Annotated in this window: 11 protein-coding genes and 1 pseudogene; 7 read left to right on the forward strand and 5 right to left on the reverse strand. The window is 73.9% G+C overall.

What is annotated here, in order from left to right; all coding sequences use genetic code 11:
• Positions 1-262: 262 nt before the first annotated feature.
• Positions 263-814: a MarR family winged helix-turn-helix transcriptional regulator gene (locus tag ACZ6CL_RS39570; protein WP_468945591.1), complete on the reverse strand. Its 552-nt coding sequence runs from the start codon at positions 812-814 to the stop codon at positions 263-265.
• A 146-nt stretch (positions 815-960) separates the two neighbouring features.
• On the opposite strand from ACZ6CL_RS39570, the gene ACZ6CL_RS39575 reads away from it, so the two are divergent.
• The gene (locus ACZ6CL_RS39575; protein WP_468945624.1) at positions 961-2,265 is read left to right on the forward strand and encodes an MFS transporter; all 1,305 of its coding nucleotides are present in this window, start codon (positions 961-963) and stop codon (positions 2,263-2,265) included.
• A 38-nt stretch (positions 2,266-2,303) separates the two neighbouring features.
• Here the strand turns inward: ACZ6CL_RS39575 and ACZ6CL_RS39580 are convergent, their stop codons facing one another.
• A complete protein-coding gene (locus ACZ6CL_RS39580; RefSeq protein ID WP_468945594.1) occupies positions 2,304-4,322 on the reverse strand; it encodes an ATP-binding SpoIIE family protein phosphatase in 2,019 nt (672 codons plus the stop codon).
• Between the two features lie 235 nt (positions 4,323-4,557).
• Positions 4,558-5,928, reverse strand: a complete 1,371-nt coding sequence (locus ACZ6CL_RS39585; protein WP_468945596.1) for an NAD(P)/FAD-dependent oxidoreductase — start codon at positions 5,926-5,928, stop codon at positions 4,558-4,560.
• A gap of 306 nt (positions 5,929-6,234) precedes the next feature.
• Here ACZ6CL_RS39585 and ACZ6CL_RS39590 point away from each other — a divergent pair, with 306 nt between their 5' ends.
• A complete protein-coding gene (locus ACZ6CL_RS39590; protein ID WP_468945598.1) occupies positions 6,235-7,035 on the forward strand; it encodes a TetR/AcrR family transcriptional regulator in 801 nt (266 codons plus the stop codon).
• A 215-nt stretch (positions 7,036-7,250) separates the two neighbouring features.
• On the opposite strand, the gene ACZ6CL_RS39595 is transcribed toward ACZ6CL_RS39590, so the two are convergent.
• Positions 7,251-10,865: an ATP-binding protein gene (locus tag ACZ6CL_RS39595; protein WP_468945601.1), complete on the reverse strand. Its 3,615-nt coding sequence runs from the start codon at positions 10,863-10,865 to the stop codon at positions 7,251-7,253.
• A 1,055-nt stretch (positions 10,866-11,920) separates the two neighbouring features.
• Positions 11,921-14,008, reverse strand: a complete 2,088-nt coding sequence (locus tag ACZ6CL_RS39600) for an asparagine synthase-related protein (RefSeq protein WP_468945603.1) — start codon at positions 14,006-14,008, stop codon at positions 11,921-11,923.
• Positions 14,009-14,915: 907 nt separating this feature from the next.
• Here ACZ6CL_RS39600 and ACZ6CL_RS39605 point away from each other — a divergent pair.
• The 5 genes and pseudogenes from ACZ6CL_RS39605 to ACZ6CL_RS39625 all read left to right on the forward strand — a co-directional run.
• Positions 14,916-16,373, forward strand: a complete 1,458-nt coding sequence (locus tag ACZ6CL_RS39605) for an MFS transporter (protein ID WP_468945606.1) — start codon at positions 14,916-14,918, stop codon at positions 16,371-16,373.
• A gap of 251 nt (positions 16,374-16,624) precedes the next feature.
• Positions 16,625-17,830, forward strand: a complete 1,206-nt coding sequence (gene lhgO, locus ACZ6CL_RS39610; RefSeq protein WP_468945609.1) for an L-2-hydroxyglutarate oxidase — start codon at positions 16,625-16,627, stop codon at positions 17,828-17,830.
• 362 nt (positions 17,831-18,192) lie between these two features.
• A complete protein-coding gene (gene trmB, locus ACZ6CL_RS39615; RefSeq protein WP_468945611.1) occupies positions 18,193-19,002 on the forward strand; it encodes a tRNA (guanosine(46)-N7)-methyltransferase TrmB in 810 nt (269 codons plus the stop codon).
• A 64-nt stretch (positions 19,003-19,066) separates the two neighbouring features.
• Entirely contained in the window at positions 19,067-20,665 is a 1,599-nt protein-coding gene (locus ACZ6CL_RS39620) for a PrsW family glutamic-type intramembrane protease (RefSeq protein WP_468945613.1), read from the forward strand.
• Positions 20,666-20,738: 73 nt separating this feature from the next.
• A pseudogene (locus ACZ6CL_RS39625) lies at positions 20,739-21,179 on the forward strand (NUDIX domain-containing protein); the annotation flags it as partial.
• Positions 21,180-21,368 lie beyond the last annotated feature (189 nt).

Genomic DNA, 21,368 nt, shown 5'->3' on the forward strand with positions numbered 1-21,368 from the left:
CCGTTTCCGGCCCCCTGTTGGAGCGGGGTGTTTCGCGCCTTCCGGCGTGTCCACCACTTTAGCGGATTCCCCCGGAAGCTCATAATCGAGCTTTTCGGTCCGGATTTCGGCATGCCGAAGTCGTTCCCGATTGGGGGTCGTGCTGAGTGGTTTGCCGCCGGTGCGGCTCGAGTGCGTACCTACGAACCGTTACGGCTCTGTGGCAGCTCGGGGAACATTACGGATCGGTCTGATCGGTGTCAACCCGTGTCGGCCGAATGCCTCAACCGAGGTCGTTCAGCCGTCCGTCGGCGTCCGGTTGGGCCTCCTCCACCCGGCGCAGGACGCGGGCGAGCATCTCGCCGAGGGTGCCGCGCTCCTCGGTGGACAGGTCCTGGAGCAGGTCTTCCTCGAAGACGGACGCCCGGCGCATCGCCTCCAGCCACTTCTCCCGCCCACCGGTCGTCAGCTCGACGATGACGCGCACACGGTTGTTCGCATCACGCTCCCGAGTGACGAGCCCTTCGTTCACCAAGCGGTCGATGCGGTGGGTCATGGCGGCGGGGGTGAGGCCGAGCCGCTTGGCCAGTTCGCCGGGGCCCAGCTGGTACGGGGGGCCGGACAGGACGAGGGCCTTCAGGACCTCGAACTCGACATTGCTGATGCCGAGGGTCGAGGACTGCCTGCTGTAGGCGACGTTCATCCGCCGGGTCAGCCTGCTCAGGGCGTTCACGACCTGCTCGACCTGCGGGTCCAGGTCCTGGAACTCGCGCTGGTAGGCCGCGATCTGCTCCTCGAGGGTCAGCAGGTCGTCCGGGTCGGGGGTCTCAGCCATGTGCGGAGTATGGCACGGAAGTCGTTCGCGTTGAACTTCTTCGCCGTGTACTCTTAAGCGTTGAATTTTAGCTTCGAAGTCTTCAGGGCTCGACTCTGGGGACTTCTTCTGACCGCGTACGACCTTCTCGACCTAGGTAGGTGAGTGTGACCACCGCGATGGGCGCAGCGCTGCGCCGGATCCAACTGGGCAACGCGCTGAGCGCGTTCGGCAACGGCTTCACGGTCCCGTTCCTGTTCGTCTATGTGGCGCAGGTGCGGGATCTCGGTGCGCATACGGCGGGCCTGGTGCTCGCGATGTTCGCGGTGGCCGCGCTTGTCGTGCTCCCCTTCACCGGTCGGGTGATCGACCGGCGGGGGCCGCTGTCCGTTGCCGTCGCGGGCGCGGTCGCCTCCGCCGCGGGGTCGCTGGGGCTCGGGCTGGCGGAGAGCGAGCCGCTGGTCCTCGCCGCGGCCGGGGTGCTCGGTGCGGGGATGGCCGTGATCCAGCCCGCGCTGGCCACGCTGATCGTGTGGTGCTCGACACCCACGACCCGGTCGCGCGCCTTCGCGATGCAGTTCTTCCTCAGCAATCTGGGGCTGGGCGTCGGCGGGCTGCTCGGCGGACTGATGGTGGACACCTCGTCCCCGGACGGCTTCGTTCGGCTCTTCGCGATCGACGCGGTGATGTTCCTGGTGCTGGGTGCCGCGGTGGCGACCGTGCGGCTGCCGAAGGGGCCGGTGCTCGACGGCGCGGTGCCGAGCGACGCGTCCGCCGCTGGGGCGGGCGGCTGGCGGGCCCTGCTGGCGCACCGGGCCATGGTGCAGCTGTGTGTGCTGGGCTTCGTGCTGTTCTTCGCCTGCTACGGGCAGTTCGAGTCCGGGCTGTCGGCGTTCGCCGTGGACGTCGCCCATGTGTCGCCCGCGATGCTGGGCGTGGCGCTGGCGGCGAATACGGCGGCGATCGTGCTGGCGCAGTTCGTGGTGCTCAAGCTGGTCGAGCGGCGGCGGCGCAGCCGGGTGATCGCGCTGGTCGGGCTGGTGTGGACGGTCGCGTGGGTGGTGGCCGGGGTTGCCGGTCTGGTGCCGGGCAGTCAGGTCATGGGCACGGCCGCGATCATCTCGGCGTACGCGCTCTTCGGTCTCGGTGAGGCGTTGCTGTCGCCGACCGTCGCGCCGCTGGTGGCCGATCTGGCGCCGTCGTCCCTGCTGGGGCAGTACAACGCGGCGTTCTCCCTGGTGAAGCAGTTGGCGCTGGCGGTCGGCCCGGCGTTCGGCGGGCTGATGGCGGGGGCCGGTCTGTACGGGGCGTACATCGCGGTGCTGGTCGTCTGCTCGCTGGGCATATCGGTGCTCGCGCTGCGGCTGGGCGGGCGGCTGTCGGCGCGGCAGGACAATCCGCTGCGCGGGGCCGCTCCCTCGGTGCCCGCGCCGCGTACGGAGTCGTCCGCTCCGGTGGCCACGGCGGTCTGACGGCCGCCGCGCTCCGCCCGCCCTCCTCGCCGGAGGTCTTATGGATCACCGGCGGGGAGGGCGAATTCGCACCACACGGCCTTTCCGCCGCCCGGTGTACGGCGTGAGCCCCAGGAGGAGGCGATGGTCGCGACGATCGAGATGCCGCGCCCGGCCTCGTCGACCGGTTCGGCCCGGCGGCGGCGCGGCAGATGGTCGTCGCCGTCGGTCACCTCGATGATCAGGCGCCGGTCGGTGCGGCGCAGCCGCAGCCGCATCGGGGGCGTGCCGTGCTGGAGGGAGTTGGCGACCAGCTCGCTGGCGGCGAGGACGCCCAGGTCGCGCAGCTCCATGGGGAAGCGCCAGCTGGCGAGGACGCCGGAGGCGAACGCCCGGGCGCGCGGGGCCGCTTCCACTCCGCCGAGGAGTTCGAGGGCGGCGTTGTGGAACAGCTCCGCGTCATGGCCGCTGCGGGCGGGGTGCTGGAGGACCAGGACGGCGACGTCGTCGTCGTGCGCGGCCGTGATGCCGAGCGCCCGGATGAGGCGGTCGCACATCACCTGGGGCGTGCCGGTCGCGCCCGCGAAGACGCGCTCCAGGGCGGCGACGCCGTCGTAGATGTCCTTGTCGCGCCGCTCCACCAGCCCGTCCGTGTACAGGACGGCGCTGGCGCCGGGGCCGAGCGGGACGGAGCCGGAGGTGTGCAGCCAGCCGCCGGTGCCCAGCGGCGGGCCGGTGGGTTCGGCGGCGCGGCGCACGGTGCCGTCCGGGTCGCGGACCAGGATCGGCAGATGGCCCGCGGAGGCGTAGACGAGGCGGCTCTCGTTGGGGTCGTGGACGGCGTAGACGCAGGTGGCGATCTGGTTGGCGTCGATCTCGGCGGCCAGTCCGTCGAGGAGCTGGAGCACCTCGTGCGGGGGCAGGTCGAGCCGGGCGTAGGCGCGGACGGCGGTGCGCAGCTGGCCCATGACGGCGGCGGCGCGGACGCCGCGCCCCATCACGTCCCCGATGACGAGGGCGGTGCGGCCCGCGCCGAGGGTGATGACGTCGTACCAGTCGCCGCCGACCGCCGCGTCCTTGCCGCCGGGCTGGTAGGTGACGGCGACCCGCAGATCGTCGGGTTGTTCCAGCTCCTGCGGGAGGAGGCTGCGCTGGAGGGTGACGGCGGTCTCGCGCTGCAGCCGCTCGCTGGCGCGCAGCCGCTCGGCGGACTCGACCTGGTCGGTGACGTCGGCGCCGAAGACGAGGACGCCGCGGACCGGTTCGGCGGCGGCCTCGGCGGCGGCGGTCACGGTGGCCTGCGCGGCCGCGACGGATACCGCCTGGTCGGGGAGCGCCGCGACGGGGGCCGCTCGGTCGGGGAGCGCCGCGATGGGGAGCGCCGGGTCGGGGACGGCTCCGTCGTGGGCGGGCGCGGGCACGGGGTCGGGCGCGCGAGCCGGGTCGGGGACGGGGGCCGGGCCGGGGGCCGGAGCGTGGGCCGGGGCGGCCATCTCGATGGGCGAGCAGGTGAACGTGTAGTACCCGTGCCGCGAGCGGCCGGAGGCCGTGGCGGGCGCCTCGGGCTCGGCTTCGGTGCCCGGCGTCGTCGGCCCGGGCACCGAGCCCTCGGGCGCCGCGGGGACGCGCCGCGCCTTGACCGTACGCGGCGTGCCGCTGCGCAGGACCTGGTCCATCAGCGGCAGCAGGCCCAGCTCACGCAGCTCGGGCAGGGCCTGGCCCGCGGGGACGCCCCGGGCCCGGTGGCCGAACAGGTCGGCGTACGCGTCGTTGACGTAGGCGATGCGGTGCTCGGGGCCGTACACCACCGCGACCAGGGCCGGGACCTGGCCGAGGACGTCGTGGACGGACAGCCCGTCGAGGGTCGGGACGGCGGCGGGTGGCGGGCCGCCCGGGGCGGTGCCGGGCGCTCCCGGCGGCGGCTCGCCGGCGGCGGAGGGGTCAGTGCGCTCGCCGCGGGCGGCCGGGACGGAGCCCCCGCCCGCGGCGGGCTGCGGACGCCGCGCGGCGCGGTCGGACCGCGCGGCGCTGCGTCGCTGCGTTCGGGGGAGCCGGGCGCTCCAGCGCGTGAAGTTCACTGCGGGTTACCTCGTGGGGTGGTGGCTGAGCAGCGCGCCGGCGCGGGATCGGGGAGAGGGATGCGGGTGCGGGGGATGGCCCCCGGGGGAATGCGGCAAACTTCCGAATCCTCGCGATTGTCACTCTTTGCAGATACGAGCCCACCCATGGTCACACGTCCAGTGTGGCCGACCGGACTGACATCCGTGAGACGCCGTTCGTGGGAGGGGAGTTCCCGGCTCCGCCCCGGCGGGGTCAACTGGCTTCGGGATGGCGTCCGGTGTCGGCGGCGAGCTTGAACTCCGCGCGCGGGTTCTCCAGCGATCCGAGCGAGACGATCTCGCGTTTGAACAGGCCGGACAGGATCCATTCGGCCAGCACCCGCGCCTTGCGGTTGAAGGTCGGCACCCGGCTGAGGTGGTAGACGCGGTGCATGAACCAGGCCGGATAGCCCTTCACCTTGCGGCCGTACAGATGTGCGACGCCCCGGTGGAGGCCGAGGGAGGCCACGGAACCGGCGTACTTGTGCTCGTAGTCGGTGAGCGGGCGGCCGTCGAGCGAGGCGAGCAGGTTCTCGGCGAGGACCTTGGCCTGGCGGACGGCGTGCTGCGCGTTGGGGGCGCAGACGGCGTCCGGCTCGGCCGCCGTGCGGTCCGGCACGGACGCGGCGTCCCCGGCGGCCCAGGCGTGCTCCACGCCCTCCACCTGCAGCGCCGCGGTGCAGGTGAGGCGGCCGCGGGCGTTCAGCGGAAGGTCGGTGGAGGCGAGGATGGGGGATGGTTTGACGCCCGCGGTCCACACGAGGGTGCGGGTGGGGAAGCGTGAGCCGTCACTCAGTACGGCGACCCGGTCCTGGCAGGAGTCGAGCCGGGTTTCCAGCCGTACGTCGATGTTGCGGCCGCGCAGCTCCCGGACGGCGTACGTGCCCATCTCCTCTCCGACCTCGGGGAGGATCCGGTTGGTGGCTTCGACGAGGATCCACTTCAGGTCCTCGGGCGCGATGTTGTGGTAGTAGCGGACGGCGTACCGGGCCATGTCCTCCAGTTCGCCGAGCGCCTCGACGCCCGCGTACCCGCCGCCGACGAACACGAAGGTCAGCGCGGAGTCGCGGACGTCGGGGTCGCGGGTGGAGGACGCGATGTCGAGCTGTTCGAGGACGTGGTTGCGCAGCCCGATGGCCTCTTCGACGGTCTTGAAGCCGATGCCGGTCTCGGCGAGGCCGGGGACCGGGAGGGTGCGGGAGACGGATCCGGGCGCCAGCACCAGTTCGTCGTAGTGGACTTCGATCGAACCGGTGCCCTCCTCCTTGGTGGCGAGGGTTCTGATGGTCGCGGTGCGTTTTCCGTGATGGATCGCGGTCGCCTCGCCGATGATGACCTGGCAGTCGCCGAGGACGCGCCGCAGCGGCACCACGACGTGGCGGGGGGAGATCGACCCGGCCGCGGCCTCCGGCAGGAAGGGCTGGTAGGTCATATAGGGCTCGGGATCGACCACGATGACCTGTACGGCGCCGTGCCTCAGCTCCCGCCTGAGCTTCCGCTGGAGGCGCAGCGCGGTGTACATCCCGACGTAGCCGCCGCCGACAACGAGAATGCGCGCTGGTTCCTTCACCCTCCCATGAGGCATCCGCGATCGCGGTTTGTCCACAGCCCCGACGAATTGTGTGACCGGAGGTCCGGAGAGGCCCCGGGGCCGGGCAGCGGTACGGTGCGGGGTATACGCGCAGGTCAAGGCATGGTCGCGGGGGGCGGGGCGGTCCGGGACGCGGAGTGAGGTGGCCTGGTGGTCCGGTTGGGGGACGGTCTGTCCCGACCTACCCTCTTCATTCTTGACCTGGGCTCAACTATGTTCGTACTTCGTCGGGGTTGTGACTGCCCCGGCTGACAGGGCGGGGAGTCTCCGGGGGGAGACGTCATTACCGGGGGATCACTTATGCACCTTCAGGGTTCGTCATGGTCCGCAGCCGTCGCGTCCTCGGACGGAACCGGCGGCCGGAGCACTCCGCTGCGCGTGGACGCGCAGCGCAATCTGGAACATGTCCTGCGTGCGGCGCGCGAAGTCTTCGGTGAGCTGGGGTACGGGGCTCCGATGGAGGACGTAGCGCGGCGGGCGCGGGTCGGGGTGGGCACCGTCTACCGGCGGTTCCCCAGCAAGGACGTGCTCGTCCGCCGCATAGCGGAGGAGGAGACGGCCAGGCTGACCGATCAGGCACGGGCGGCGCTGGGGCAGGAGAACGAGCCGTGGTCCGCGCTGGCCCGGTTCCTGCGCACCTCGGTGGCGTCCGGCGCGGGCCGGTTGCTGCCGCCGCAGGTACTGCGGGTCGGGGTCGACGCGGAGACGGAGATCCGGGTTCCGCAGCAGCGGCAGGTGGCGGCGTTATCCAGCCCGGCACCGGCACCGGCAGGTGCGGTGTCTTCGGCGGGTGCGGTGCCCGCGGCGGCGGTGCCGTCGGCCGGTGCGGCGCAGCCGGAGTTGCGGCTGGTCGAAGAGCCGGGAGTGCCGCAGGGCGAGCCGGACGACGCGGGCGCGGCGATCCTGCTGCAGGTCGTCGGGCAGCTGGTCGAGCGGGCACGGGCCGCGGGTCAGCTGCGCCCGGACGTGACGGTCGCCGATGTACTGCTGGTGATCGCCACAGCCGCGCCGTCGCTGCCGGACGCGGCGCAGCAGGCCGCGGCGTCGGCCCGGCTGCTGGACATCCTGCTGGACGGGCTGCGGTCGCGGCCGGTGGGGTGACCGGGGGGAGCCACCTTCTGAGCGCTTTCCGATCGCTCAGCGCTGTCTGCTCGCTCAGCGCTTCCTGACCGCTCAAGCGCCGTCTGATCGATCCGTTCGCCGGGTGCGTTCTGCCCGGCGAACGGCGGGCAGGGGGGTTCGCTCGTTCGTTTCGGGTTCGCGTCGTGCGTCTTCCCCGTGCGGGTGACCGTATGCCGCCCTGTTTTCCGGGGCGGTCAGCGGGCACGCGGCGGTGTCGTCCCCTGGCCGGGGGCGGCCAGGACCTCGTCGAGCAGGGCGATGGCCTCGTCGACGGTCAGGGCCGCGGCCTCGTCGCGCAGCTTCGCGGCCACAGCCGCGCCCAGCGCCGCACCCGCCCGCTCCTCGGTCTCGCCGGTCTCCGCGAGCGCCAGCGCGGTGCGCGGCAGCCGCCCGCGCCAGCCGTCGGCCGCGCCCAGCAGCCGGACGGCCTGCCGCGCGTGTCCGTGCCGCACCAGGATGTACGCGGCGGAGTCCGCCTGCTGGGCGAGCAGGGCCTCCGTACAGCCCACCTCGACGCCCAGGCGCAGGGTGTCGCGCAGCGTGCGCAGCCCGCCCCGCGGATCGCCCTCCTCGGCGCTGACCCGCCCCTCCAGCTCCTGCAGCACGACCCAGAACTGCGGCGGCGGAGTCGCCTTCACCGCCTGCCGCCGGGCGTCCTCGCAGTACGCCCGCGCCTCGGCCGGATCGCCGCGCAACAGTTCGATATGGCCGCGCATCAGGCGGTTGAAGGCCCGGACGTCCACGGCGCCCCAGCGCTCGGCCTCCTGCTCGGAGTGGTCCAACAGCTTCGCCGCGGCCTCGGTGTCCCCGGCGTTGAGGAGGAGGTCGGCCAGCCGGGTGATGAGGAACGGCACCTCGATGTGCGCGCCGATCTCCCGGGCCAGCCGCTGCGCCTCCTCGTAGGCGGCGCTCGCCTCGGTGAGCCGCCCGCGCATCGTGGCCATCTCGCCCCCGGCGCTCTGCACCTGGGCGAGCATCCAGCGGTCACCGACGCGTGTGCTCAGCTCGCGCAGCTCGGCGTAGTCGGCTTCGGCACGCTCGATGCCGCTCGAAGTGTCGATGGCGAGGTGCGCGCGGAACATGAGCGCGACGCCGAGCGCCCAGTCGTCGCCGTGGTCGCGGCAGTTGGCCACCGTCGCGTCCATCAGCGGGATCATCGCGGTGTGGCCGTCGAGGATGTATCCGGCGAACGGCCAGAGCAGCCCGGGGAAGCGGGCGCTGCGCGGACCCGGATGACCGCCGTAGGCGTCACGCGTGCGCTGGGCTATCAGCCGCGTCTCGGGGTCCTTCGCGTCCGGGCCGTGGCCGGTGTCGGCGAGCAGGAAGAACCGCAGCAGCCGCAGGTCCATGCGGTGCCAGTAGCGGGTGGCGGCGGGATCGACCCCGTCGGCGCCGTCCGGGACGGGGGGCGGCATGTCCACGGCCGGTCGGGCGCTGTCCCGCTTGTCGTCGCGTTCGTCGGCTCGTTCGTCGGCTGGGTCGCGGTCGAGGGTCAGCGCCCGGTGAGCCCAGGCGGCGCCCTCGTCGCGGTAGTTGCGCAGCCACCAGAACCAGCCCATCGCGAGGATGATCGCGAACGAGGTGTTTTCGTCGCGGGCGGTCAGAGAGCGGTGCAGGGCGGCCCGGATGTTGTCGAGATCGGCCTCGACGCGGCGCAGCCAGGGCAGCTGTTCGGCGGAGCGCAGCCGGGGCTCGGCGGCGCGGACGAAGTCCCGGAAGTGGGTGATGTGCCGGGCCGAGGCGGCGGCGTGGTCGGCCCGGGCGGCGGGGTCCTCGGCGGCCCGCTCGCCGACGTACTCGTGGATCGTCTCCAGCATGCGGTAGCGGGCCTCGCCCATCGGCCCGCCCGGCGGATGGTCGACGGCCAGGAGGGACTTGTCGGCCAGCGCCCCGAGCAGGTCGAGCACCTCCGGGGGCGCGATGGGGGCGCCGGTGTGTGCGGGGGTGTGCGCCGGGGCGTAAGCACCGGCGCACACGACCTCACGCTCCGGCGCGTCCGTGCAGACCACTTCCGCGGCGTCCGCGCTGACCGCCTCCGTCGCGTCCGCGCGGCCTGCCTCCGCCGCGTCCGCGCAGACCGCCTCCGCCGCGGCCAGGCTCCATCCGCCCGCGAAGACCGAAGCCCGGCGCAGCACGGTGCGTTCCCGCTCGTCCAGCAGGTCCCAGGACCAATCGACCACCGCCCGCAGGGTCTGCTGGCGCGGCAGGGCGGTCCTGCTGCCGTTGGTCAGCAGGTGGAAACGGTCGTCGAGGCGGTCGGCGATCTGCCGCGGGGTCAGCAGCCGCAGCCGGGCCGCGGCCAGCTCGATCGCCAGCGGCAGCCCGTCCAGGCGGCGGCAGATCTCCGCGACCGCCGCCGCCGTGTCCGGGTCCCCGGCCGGGTCGAAGCCGGGCCGTACGGTCGCGGCGCGCTCGGCGAACAGCTGGTGGGCGGGGGCGGGTGGCAGCGGCTCCACGGGCCGTACGGTCTCGCCGGGCACGCCCAACGGCTCCCGGCTGGTGGCCAGGACGGTCACACCCGGACAGTGCGCCAGCAGCGCCTCGGTGAGCCGGGCGGCAGAGTCGATGACGTGCTCGCAGTTGTCGAGCAGGAGCAGCAGGCGGCGGTCGGCGCAGTACTCGACCAGACGGGTGGCCGGGTCGACGGCGTCCGCCGCCCCGCCGGTCGTCCGGCCGTCGAGTCCGGAGGCGAGCAGCGTCGTCTCGCGGCGGCCGATGGCGCTCAGGACGGCTCCGGGCACGGCGGAGGCGTCGTCCAGCGAGGCGAGTTCGACCACCCATACGCCGTCCGGGTAGGCGGCCGTCACGGTCGCGGCGGCCTCCTCGGACAGCCGGGTCTTGCCGGAACCACCCGGTCCGGTGAGCGTGAGCAGCCGGGAGCCGTCCAGGTCCCTGCGGATGGCGCCGATCTCGCTCTGGCGGCCGACGAAGCTGGTGAGGCGGGCCCGGAGGTTGCCGCGCGGCGCCGGGGCGGGGGCGGCGTCGTAGCCGCGGTCGCGGTCGCGGTCGACGGCCGGTGCGCGGTGGTCCGCGTCTACGGGGTTCGGGGTGGGATCGGTGGACGGCTCGGGCCCGCCCCCGCCCAGCAGCAGCTGCCGGTGCAGTTCCCGCAGCTCCGTGCCCGGGTCGGTGCCGAGCCGGTCGGCGAGGAGTGCGCGGACGTCCTCGTACGCGGCGAGGGCGTCGGCCGAGTGCCCGGCGGCCCGCAGCGCGCGGATCAGCTGAGCGTGGAACGTTTCGTCAAGCGGATGGTCGGCGACCAGCTCGCGCAGCTCCGGAACGACGTCCGCCGGGCGGCCGCGGGCCAGGTCGGCGTCGATCCGGCGGTGCAGCGCCGACAGCCGCCGCGCCTCGGCCCGGGCGGCGGCCGCGTCCCGTTCCGGCAGGTCGGCGAGCGCGGGCCCGCGCCACAGCGCGAGCGCCCGCCGGAGCGTGGCGGCGGCCGTGTGGGGGTCACCGGCGTCGAGGGCACGCATGCCGTCGTCGGCCAGCCGCTCGAAGCGCAGCAGATCGACGTCGTCCTGGGGCGCGGCGGTCGCGAGACGGTAGCCGCCGGGCGAGGAGACCACGGCCTCCCGCCCGATGGCCCGCCGCAACCGGCCCACCAGCGCCTGGAGCGCGGCGGGCGCGTCGTGCGGCGGGTCGGTGGCCCACACCTCGTCGATGAGGACGTCGACGGGTATGGGCCCGGGACGTGCGGCACGCAGGGCGAGCGCGGCGAGCAGCGCACGGATCCGGGGCCCGCCGAGGGACAGCGGGTTCCCGTGTTCGTCGCGCGCTTCGGTGGTGCCGAGGATGAGATACCGCACGGCGGTCATTCTCCTGGGTTTGCCGCGGAAGGGGACACTCCATCACGAGCGGGTCGCACAGCCGGCACGCGGTCGTCCACGGGACGCCGCACGCCGTGCCCCGGTCGGGCTGATGGTCCGACGCCACGGTAGTCCCGGCGGCCCGGCAACGCACCGCCATATCAGCCGCCCCGGGCTGGGCGCCCCCGCCTCTGCCGCCGGACGGGTCCGGTCCGGTCCGGTGCCGGGTACGACGTCCAGGGCCCGCCTGGCCTGCGGCTGTGCGGCACGGCGGTCCCGGTGGTCGACGCGGATCCCGAGGGCCGCTGCGGCGTCCGAGCACCATGGCGGCACCGCACCAGCCCACCCGCACCCACCGCTGTCGGCCGCCGCCCGAAGCCCGGCGCGGCGCGGCGGCGCGCACCGACGTGGCGGCTCGCCCCGGGCGAATCGCCCGCCCCTGCGGCACCGCAGCGGCGTCCCACGCCGCATGGCCGCATGGCCGCATGGCCGCATGGCCGCATGGCCGCATGGCCGCATGGCCGCATGGCCGCATGGCCGCATGGCCGCAGCCACGGCGTCCCCCACGCAAGGCCCGCAGTGCAAGACACCAGACCGGAGGCCCAAAGCGCCAAGCGCGGCGCGGCGCGACCAGCAGGCGCGCCAAGCCCGGCCGCCGCCTCCGGCGGCCCGGGGCGGCACCGCAGCCCCCAACCCGCAACGCGGCAGCACCGCAGTCGCGGCGCGAGGCGCGGGCCTGAGGCGGCGCCAGGTCCGAGTCGCGAGGCCCGGAACGCCGAGCCCGCAGCACGAGGCCCGCACCTCGGCGGCACCACAACCGATCCGCACTCCAGAAACCCCAGTCCGGCGCCACCAGCACGCGCAGGAGCACGTACCGGCAGGAGCACGGCAGCCACCTCCGGCGGCCCGGGGCGGCACCGCAGCGCCGAACCCCGCAACGCGACAGCATCGCGGCCGACCGCCGCTCCGGGGCCCAGCCCGGCGCGAACGGCAGGCGCGGGAGCACGCGCCAGCAAGGCCCGGCGGCCCGGCGCCCGACCCGCGGCGCAGCCGCGTCACAGCGACGGGCGGGGCACCACTCCGCCCGCTACCGCGCGTTGGCGGGGGGCTGCCGTGCCGGTCCAGCAGGTGCCTCGGCGGGAGAGGAGGCGGCGTAGCCAGACCTCGGTGGAGACCAGTTCGGCCAGGCCGTCCAGGGGCAGGCGTTCGCCTTCGGAGGCCGCGCGCAGCGCCTTGCGGACGACGCGGGCCTCGATGAGTCCGGCGTCGGCCAGGAGGGGGGCGTCGAAGAGGGTGACGAGGTCGCCGAGCCAGGTGCGCAGGCCCGCCCGTACGGAGGCGGAGTGGGCGGCGTGGGAGGTGGCGCCCCAGCCGGTGGGGAGGTCGCGGATGCCCGCGCCCGCGAGGACCGTACGCAGAACGGAGGCGCGCGCTCCGGGCTGGACGCGCAGGGCTTCGGGGAGCGCGCGGCAGGCGCGTACGACCTGGTTGTCGAGGAAGGGGGCGTGCAGGCGCTGGCTGCGCACCTCCGCGGCCTGTTCGAAGACGCGGTGGTCGGCGGCGTAGCGGGCGAGGGCGGCGTCGGCGCGGCGTTCGCCGGGGCGGCGCAGGAGGGCGGGGCGCAGCGCCGCCTCTTCGAGGCGTACGGACACCTCGGCGAGGGCTTCCCCGGTGAGCCAGCGGGCGGCGGGGCCGGGGCGGCACCAGGCGAGCGAGGCGAGGGAGGCGGAGACGGCGCCCGCGGCCACGCCCGCGCCGTCGTCGGTGAATCGGCGCTCCAGGAGGCGCGCGGCTGCTTCCTGCACGCCGTCCTGGTAAGAGGTGCGGGCCAGCCGCCGGGCGGCGCGGTAGACGGTGAAGGGAACGAAGAAGGAGTGGGCGTTGGGCCCGTCGGCCTTGGCGAGGGCGGTGGCGGGGCGCAGCAGATGGCGTCTGCGGCGGTCGAGCAGCAGATCGGCGAGGCGGGCCGGGTGGGCGTCGAGCACCTGGCGGGCGCCGTGGCCGACGAAGTGGTCGGCGCTGCCCGCGGCGAGGCGGCGGCGGTGGCGTTCGGCGATGACGAGGGAGGGGCCGGGTTCGTCGGTGAGGGCGCCGGTGTCGAGGGCGGCGTACGGGAGGGCCTCTTCGCCTCCGGCGACGACCACGTGGTGCAGCCGGGGGTTGGCGGCGATGGCGCCCGCGCGCTCCAGCTCGGCTTCGCGGCTGCGGGCGCCGCCGGTGGTGGCGAGGTCGTTGAAGGTGACGGCGAGCAGGCGTTCACCGGCCTCGGTGCCGTGGCCGAGGAGGGTGCCGGGCATACCGGGGAGCCCGGCGGCGAGCAGGGCGAGCGTGGCGGAGGCGCTGCCTCCGGACAGGTCGGCACCGATGCCGGGGGCCGGGGCGCCGCGGGCGGCGCGGCGTTCGGCGGGGCCCATGCCGGGGACCGGGCCGGGGTCGAGGCCGTCGGTGGCGGGGGCGTGGCGGGGGGCGGTGAGGCGGGCGCGTACGGCTTCGAGCAGGGCGTCGCGTACGCCCTCCACGGCCTTGTCCTGGTCGAGCGGGGGCGCGGCGACGGCGAGCGAGGCGGTGGGCTCGTAGCCGGTGATGTCGCGGGCGCCGTCGCGCAGGACGAGCGCGTGTCCGGGCGGCACCCGTCTGACGCCCATGTAGGGCGTGCCGTCGCCGACGGCTTCCGGGGAGTCGGGGCAGGCGAGCAGCGCGCCGAGGTGGCTGACGTCGAGCTGGGCCTCGATGAGGTCGGCGAGCGGGAGCGCGGCGGTGGCGTACGCGGTGCCGCCGGACCAGTCGGTGTGGAAGACGGGCCGGGCCCCGGCCAGGTCACCCGCGATGGTGATGCGGCGGCCGACCTGCGCGACGGCGGTGTAGCTGCCGGGCCAGGCGGTGAGGTGGCGCAGGGCGCCGCCGCGGGCGGCGAACAGGCCGACCCGCAGCTCCTCGTCGGTGGCGCCGCAGCAGCCGAAGACGGCGAGCCGGGTGAAGGGGTCGGCCTGGACGACGCGTACCTCGTCGGGCCGCCAGTCGCCGACCGCCCACAGCGGATCGGGATCGGACCACAGGAGCTGGGCACCGACCGGCTGGATCGCACGGCCTTCCGGGGGGACCGGGCCGGATGCGGTACTGCTCCACCCCACCAACCACCGCATCGCCGCCTCCACAGGCTGTGGGCATCCAGGGCAACCAAGAAGTAGGTGCCATCATGCACAGCATGTTGACGGTTTCGACATCGAACCGGACAACTACGTGGATCTCTTGGATGTCCCTTGACTGCGTATGACCGCAGATGGCCGCGGGAATTCCAGGAGTTGATCACACGGTACGGCCCCCGCGGGCAGCCGTCCGTTGGAAGCCCAGAAGGGAACCGCCACCGGTCACGACGCACCGTTCCGCCGTGGCCCATGCTGCCACGACTGGGGCGCACATCAGCGCAAGGACGCCGACGTGTACGAGGCAGACGCCGGGGCGTGTACGACGCGGACGCCAACGCGTGGCCGGAGGGCAACTCCACGGCGTACGACATGGCCGACGCCAACCCGCCGACGGCGGAAGGGGCTTCCCGCGCCGGGCCTCCCCCTCCCCGGCCCGCCGCGGGAGCCCGGCCCTGACCGGCGATATCCGGCCAAGTTCGCCGTGGCGCGCTCGATGGTCTTGCGGATGCCCCGCCAACATCCGGACCGCCGCGCGCCGTTCGCCGTCGCTCGCCTCCACGTCTTCCCAACACGACAGTCCGGGAGGCGGCTTCCGCCTCCCGGACCGTTCCGCCACCCGCGGGGAATGAGGCGGCGGCGTCCCCCAGCCCACTGGATCCAGTACAGCGGGCCGACCCACGCAGGTCCCATCGAAACGTTCTCGCCGGGACTGAGACAGAGCGCACACACGGGCGCACAGCCACACACACCGGGAGCACGCGTCACGCCCCGCACGCCCGTTCGTACAAGAATCTCGCCATCCGGGACACCACCTCTTAACGGTCGGGATGCGGCGAACTACGCTGGGTTTACGAATGCCCCGCGCCCATGCCGGGGCGGCCGTCGGTGCTGTCGAGGGGTGCGCATGTCCAGGGAGCCACGCGGGCCGAACGAGAAGCTCGGCACCGTTCTCGCCCTCGCTGGGATCAGCAATGCCGGGCTCGCGCGCAGAGTCAACGACCTCGGCGCCCAGCGTGGCCTGACCCTTCGCTACGACAAGACGTCCGTAGCGCGTTGGGTGTCCAAGGGCATGGTGCCCCAGGGCGCCGCGCCCCATCTGATTGCGGCCGCTATCGGGAGCAAACTCGGCCGCCCCGTCCCACTCCATGAGATCGGCCTCGCCGACGCCGATCCGGCCCCCGAGGTCGGGCTCGCGTTCCCGCGCGACATCGGCCAGGCCGTCCGCTCCGCGACCGAGTTGTACCGGCTTGATCTCGCGGGTCGGCGTGGCGGGGTGGGTATTTGGCAGAGCCTGGCCGGATCTTTCGCGGTCAGCGCGTACGCCACCCCCGCCTCCCGCTGGCTCATATCCCCGGCCGACACGTCGGTCGCCCGCGGGCCGGAGGACGCCGAGGAAGCGGACGGCGCGGCGGGCGCGGGCGGCAGCGGCGCCGACGCCTTACCGCAGCGCGTCGGCCACAGCGACGTCACCAAGCTGCGCGAGGCCGCCGAGGACGCGCGCCGCTGGGACTCCAAGTACGGCGGCGGCGACTGGCGTTCCTCCATGGTCCCCGAATGCCTGCGGGTCGACGCGGCACCGCTGCTGCTCGGCTCGTACAGCGACGAGGTCGGCCGCTCCCTCTTCGGCGCCACCGCCGAACTGACCCGGCTGGCCGGGTGGATGGCCTTCGACACCGGCCAGCAGGAGGCCGCCCAGCGGTACTACATCCAGGCGCTGCGGCTCGCCCGCGCCGCCGCCGACGTCCCGCTCGGCGGCTACGTCCTGGCGTCGATGAGCCTGCAGGCCACCTACCGCGGCTTCGCCGACGAGGGCGTGGACCTCGCCCAGGCCGCCCTGGAGCGCAACCGAGGCCTGGCCACCGCCCGCACCATGAGCTTCTTCCGGCTGGTCGAGGCGCGCGCCCAGGCCAAGTCGGGGGACGGCCCGGCCTGCGGGGCGGCGCTGAAGTCCGCCGAGGGCTGGCTGGAGCGGTCCCGGGCGGGCGATTCCGACCCGTCCTGGCTCGACTTCTACAGCCACGAGCGGTTCGCGGCCGACGCCGCCGAGTGCTACCGCGACCTGCGGCTGCCGCGCCAGGTGCGGCGCTTCACCGAGCAGGCGCTGGCCCGGCCGACGGAGGAGTTCGTACGGTCCCACGGGCTGCGGCTCGTCGTCTCCGCCGTGGCCGAACTGGAGTCCGGCAACCTGGACGCGGCGTGCGCGGCGGGCGCCCGGGCCGTGGAGGTCGCCAACCGCATCTCGTCCGCCCGCACCACGGAGTACGTACGCGACCTGATGCACCGGCTGGAGGCGTACCGGGACGAGCCGCGGGTGGCGGAGCTGCGGGAGCGGGCCCGGCCGCTGCTGGTGGCACCGGCGTGAGGGGCTCTCGGCGGTGTCGGTGGTGTGGCAGTGACGAGGCTGACGGCGGTGAGCCGGTGTCGGTGACCCTCGCGTGAGCTTCGGGCAAAGCCCGCGTGATCTTCACGCACCCGTCCGGATCTGCCCGGATCCCAGGCACCGCACGGGTTTCGGGCCGCTGTCAGTGGCGCAGGTCATGATAGGGATCGACGGTCGGGCGACCGGAGGGGTCGGGCGACCGGTCGGTTGTGGCGCGTGGGGAGGTGCATGGCGTGACGGCGGTGGACTGCGACGTGCTGGTGATCGGGGGCGGGATCGTCGGCCTGTCGACGGCGTACGCGATCACGCGCGCGGCGCCCGGCACCCGCGTGACCGTGCTGGAGAAGGAGGCGGGCCCGGCCCGCCACCAGACCGGGCGGAACAGCGGAGTGATCCACAGCGGGATCTACTACCGACCTGGCTCGCTCAAGGCGCGGTTCGCGGTGCGCGGCGCGGCGGAGATGGTGAAGTTCTGCGCCGAGCACGGCATCGCCCATGAGGTGACGGGCAAGCTCATCGTCGCCACCGAGCGCTCCGAGCTGCCGCGGCTGCACGCGCTGGTCCAGCGCGGCCGGGAGAACGGGATCCCGGTGCGCGAGCTGGGCCCCGCCCAGATAGCGGAGTACGAGCCGTGGGTGCGCGGCCTCGCCGCGATCCACGTCGGCACGACGGGGGTGTGTGACTACGGCGCGGTGGCCGCGCAGCTGGCCCGGCTCGCGCGGGACGCGGGCGCGTCCGTGCGGTACGGGGCGGGGGTGACCCGCATCGGCCGCCGCTCGACGGCGGTCGCGGTCCGCACAGCGGACGGCACGGTGCTGCGGGCGCGGGCCCTGGTCAACTGCGCGGGGCTGCAGTGCGACCGCGTGGCGCGGCTGGCGGGCGACGACCCGGGCATGCGGATCGTGCCCTTCCGCGGTGAGTACTTCGAGCTGGTGCCGTCCCGTACGTCCCTGGTCAACGGTCTGGTCTACCCGGTGCCCGACCCCGCGTTCCCGTTCCTCGGCGTCCACCTGACCCGCGGCATCGACGGCGGCGTCCACCTCGGGCCCAACGCGGTGCCCGCGCTCGCCCGCGAGGGTTACACCTGGCGCACGGTCCGCCCGCGCGAGCTGGCCGGGACGCTGGCGTACCCGGGCGCCTGGCGGATAGCCCACCGCCACTGGCGTTACGGGGCGGGCGAGCTGCACCGGTCCCTCTCCAAGCGCGCCTTCACCGACGCCGTCCGCCGGCTGCTGCCGGATGTGACCCCCGACGACCTGATACCCGCCCCGGCCGGGGTGCGCGCCCAGGCGGTGCTGCGGGACGGCACGCTCGTGGACGACTTCCTGATCTCGCAGTCCCCCCGCGTCGTCCACGTCCTCAACGCCCCGTCCCCCGCCGCCACCGCCTCCCTCCCGATCGGCCGCGAGGTGGCACGGCGGGTCCTGGAGGCGCTGTGAGCGGTCTCACGGCGGCCTCCAGCCGGTAGCGGGCGCCGGGCCCGGTGGCCTCCGCCCCGTAGCGGGCACCGGGCGGCCGCTGCCGTCCGCCCGCGCCGGCGACCGGTACGGCGGCTACGGCACTGCGGCGGCGCCGGCGAGCGCGCCATACGGCACCGCGGCGGTCGTCGGCGTACGCGCCGGGGGCCCGCGACGCCGACCGCCCCCGGCCCTCAGGCGCCGACCGCCCCCCCCCGGCCCCCAGGGCCCGCCCGGTGCAGACCGGCTACGACCGGTGGCCGCAACCACCTCGGCGCCGCCCAGCGGGCCCGGCAGTGGGGCCGCCCGCCGGTCACGCCCCCGCCCGTAGAATCGGAAGCACTGTGTCCGAGAACTCCACCGCCCCCGATGCCCACGCGGAGCGCCACCGCGGCGTGCCCGCCCCCGCCCGCGACCGCGGCGAGCCGCGGTTCCCCGGGGGGCCCGCCGCCGATCCGGCCGGGTCGCACCATGAGCGCCGCATCCGTTCCTTCCGCCCCCGCCGCGGCCGGGTGACCGTCGGCCAGGGCGAGGCGCTGCGCCGCCTCTGGCCGCAGTGGGGGCTGGACATCGACGGGCTGCACCGCCTCGACCTCGGCGAACTCTTCGGCGACCCGGACCTCCCCGTCGTCCTGGAGATCGGCTTCGGCATGGGCGAGGCCACCGCGCGGATGGCCGCCGCCGACCCCGGCACCGGCATCCTCGCCGTCGACGTCCACACCCCCGGCCAGGGCAATCTGCTCGCCCTCGCCGAGCGCGACGGACTGTCCAACGTCCGGGTGGCCAACGGCGACGCGATCATCCTGCTGCGCGAGATGCTGGCGCCCGCCGCCCTCTCCGGGCTGCGCGTCTACTTCCCGGACCCCTGGCCCAAGAAGCGGCACCACAAGCGGCGGCTGCTCCAGCCCGAGTTCGTCGAGCTGGCCGCCACCCGGCTGCGCCCCGGCGCGCTGCTGCACTGCGCGACCGACTGGGAGCCGTACGCGGAGCAGATGCTGGAGGTCCTGACCGCCAGCCCGTCGTTCGAGAACACCCGGCCCGACGGCGGCTACAGCCCGCGCCCGGACTTCCGCCCGCTCACCAAGTTCGAGTCCCAGGGGCTGGACAAGGGACATATCGTCCACGACCTGATCTTCCGTCGCAACGACGCATAGCGCCCCTGCGCGGATGGGGACAATCCCGCAGTCCGCCACACCCCCGTTCGTTAGGGTCGGTTGAGTGCATCAGTCCCCGTCCCCCCACCAGCCGCCCGATCCGCCGGTCACGCCGTACGACCAGCAGCCGTGGTTCGACGGCGTGGCCGCTCCGGGAGGCTGGCCCCACGCGCCGCACCCGGGACACCCGGCGCACCCGGGACACCCAGGACAGCCGGGACACCCAGGACACCCCGGTCTCCCGGGGCCGTGGGGCAGAACCAGCCTTCTCAACCGCCTCTGGGACAACAAGGCGCTCCGCGCCACCGCGCTCATCGGACTGCTGTCGCTCTCCGGCCTGGTCATCCTGGCCCTCGTCCGCGAGCAGACCGGCACCAAGGGCTTCCTGGTGGGGCTCGGCCTCGCCGTGCTGCCCGTACCGCTGATCATCTCGGTCTTCCGCTGGCTGGACCGCGTCGACCCGAAACCCTGGCGGAACCTGATCTTCGCCTTCGCCTGGGGCGCGTGCGCCGCGACGCTGGTTGCGCTCATCGCGAACGGCTTCGCCACCGAGTGGCTCATGACCACCGTCGCCGACTCCTCGTCCCCGGGAGGCCAGGCCGACGCCGACACCTGGGGCGCCACGTTCGTCGCGCCGTTCGTGGAGGAGAGCGCCAAGGCGGCGGCCGTCCTCCTCCTCTTCGTGTTCCGACGACGCGACTTCAACGGGATCGTGGACGGGGTCGTCGTCGCCGGAATCACCGCCACCGGATTCGCCTTCACCGAGAACATCCTCTACCTCGGCTCGGCCTTCGTCAGCGACCAGGAATTCGGCTACTCGGGCATACGGTCCACCACCGCCGCGACCTTCTTCATCCGCGGGGTGATGTCCCCCTTCGCGCACCCCCTGTTCACCTCCATGACCGGCGTCGGCTTCGGCCTGGCCGCCGCGGCCGCCGCGCACCAGCGCACCCGCCGCGTCCTGCTGCCGGTCGCGGCGCTGATGGCCGCGATGGTCCTGCACGGCCTCTGGAACGGCTCGTCCACTCTCGGCGGCTACGGCTTCATCATCGTCTACGCGGCGTTCATGGTCCCCGTCTTCGGGCTGCTGACCTGGCTCACCATCTGGTCCCGCAACACCGAGCTGCGCACCGTACGCGAGCAGCTCACCGCCTACCAAGCGGCCGGGTGGCTCACCCCGCCCGAGCCCTTCGCCCTGTCCTCGATGCGCGCCCGCGGCATCGCCCGCGACCTCGCCCGCCGCACCCAGGGCGCGGCGGCGGCCCGCACGGTCGGCGAGTACATCGCCTCCGCGACCTCCCTCGCCTTCCTGCGCCGCCGCGCGTACCGGGGCACGGCGGGCCCGGACTTCACCACGCGCGAGCGGGAACTCCTCGACGCCCTGTGGGAACGCCGCGAAACGGCCCACCCGGCCCTGGCCCACGCGGCCCTCTCCCTCCCCCTCCCCTACCCGGGCCCACCCCAGGGCCCGATCCCCCCGCCGTACTGGCCGACGCCGCCGTACGGTGGCTACGGCTACGGCTCCCCCGGCTCCGGGTACGGCTCCCAGCCCCCGTACACCCAGCAGGCCCCGCACCCGACGTACGCACTCCCCCCGTCGTCCGCCCCACAACTCCCGGCCCCGGCCCCGTACGGCCCCGCAGGCCCACACGGTCACTCCTGACCCAGCCCGATTGGTCCAAGTGCGCACCTTGGACAGTGATGAAGGCGCCAGCAAGAGGACGCCACTCCCAGGGATTCATGCAGCGGCCCTCGAATCCGTGACCCTGCTGCCGTTGCCGTCATCGTCCATGACAAGGCCACCAACCGGGTCGTCCTGCTGCAACGCAACCAGAACGCCACGTTCGCATAGGGCATGTGGAACCTGCCGGTCGGCAAGAGCGATCCGGTGAACCCATCAACGCAGAGCGCGGTCCGGAAAACCCTACGAGGAGACCGGCACTGATGGTGAAGCCGGAGTCCCTCAAGGTGGACGACATCATCGGCAGAGCCTACGGAGTCGAGCCTCCCAACGGCTTCTGCCCGTCGTCTTCTCAGCCCACGACTGGACCGGCAAACCCCAAAATTGAGAGCCCGGCAAGCACGCCCAAGTCCCCTGGATCGACGCAGATGCCATCCCCGAGGAATTCGTGGACACCACCGCCAGCGCCCTTCATCGCTACCGGGCTCGTGGCTCTGACCACCGCATGCTGTTGACCCCCCGGGTGGCCTGGAGCCCAAAACTTCTAGGCCGCGCCAGGCAACTCAACGGCGTACGTGTCATACCTAACGAAGTTGGCGGCCCCTTCCACCGAGGTCACCTACGCCCGACAAGCCCCTTTCGGTACCATACTCCGAACGGGGGATTTCGGCTGTCGCGGAACGAG

The organism is Streptomyces sp. NPDC041200 (assembly GCF_055591805.1).

Excerpts from the sequence above, each read along its gene's own strand:
- ACZ6CL_RS39570 (WP_468945591.1), bottom strand. The coding sequence starts at position 814 with ATGGCTGAGACCCCCGACCCGGACGACCTGCTGACCCTCGAGGAGCAG.
- ACZ6CL_RS39585 (WP_468945596.1), bottom strand. The coding sequence starts at position 5,928 with ATGCCTCATGGGAGGGTGAAGGAACCAGCGCGCATTCTCGTTGTCGGC.
- ACZ6CL_RS39590 (WP_468945598.1), top strand. The coding sequence starts at position 6,235 with ATGCACCTTCAGGGTTCGTCATGGTCCGCAGCCGTCGCGTCCTCGGAC.
- ACZ6CL_RS39600 (WP_468945603.1), bottom strand. The coding sequence starts at position 14,008 with ATGCGGTGGTTGGTGGGGTGGAGCAGTACCGCATCCGGCCCGGTCCCC.
- ACZ6CL_RS39605 (WP_468945606.1), top strand. The coding sequence starts at position 14,916 with ATGTCCAGGGAGCCACGCGGGCCGAACGAGAAGCTCGGCACCGTTCTC.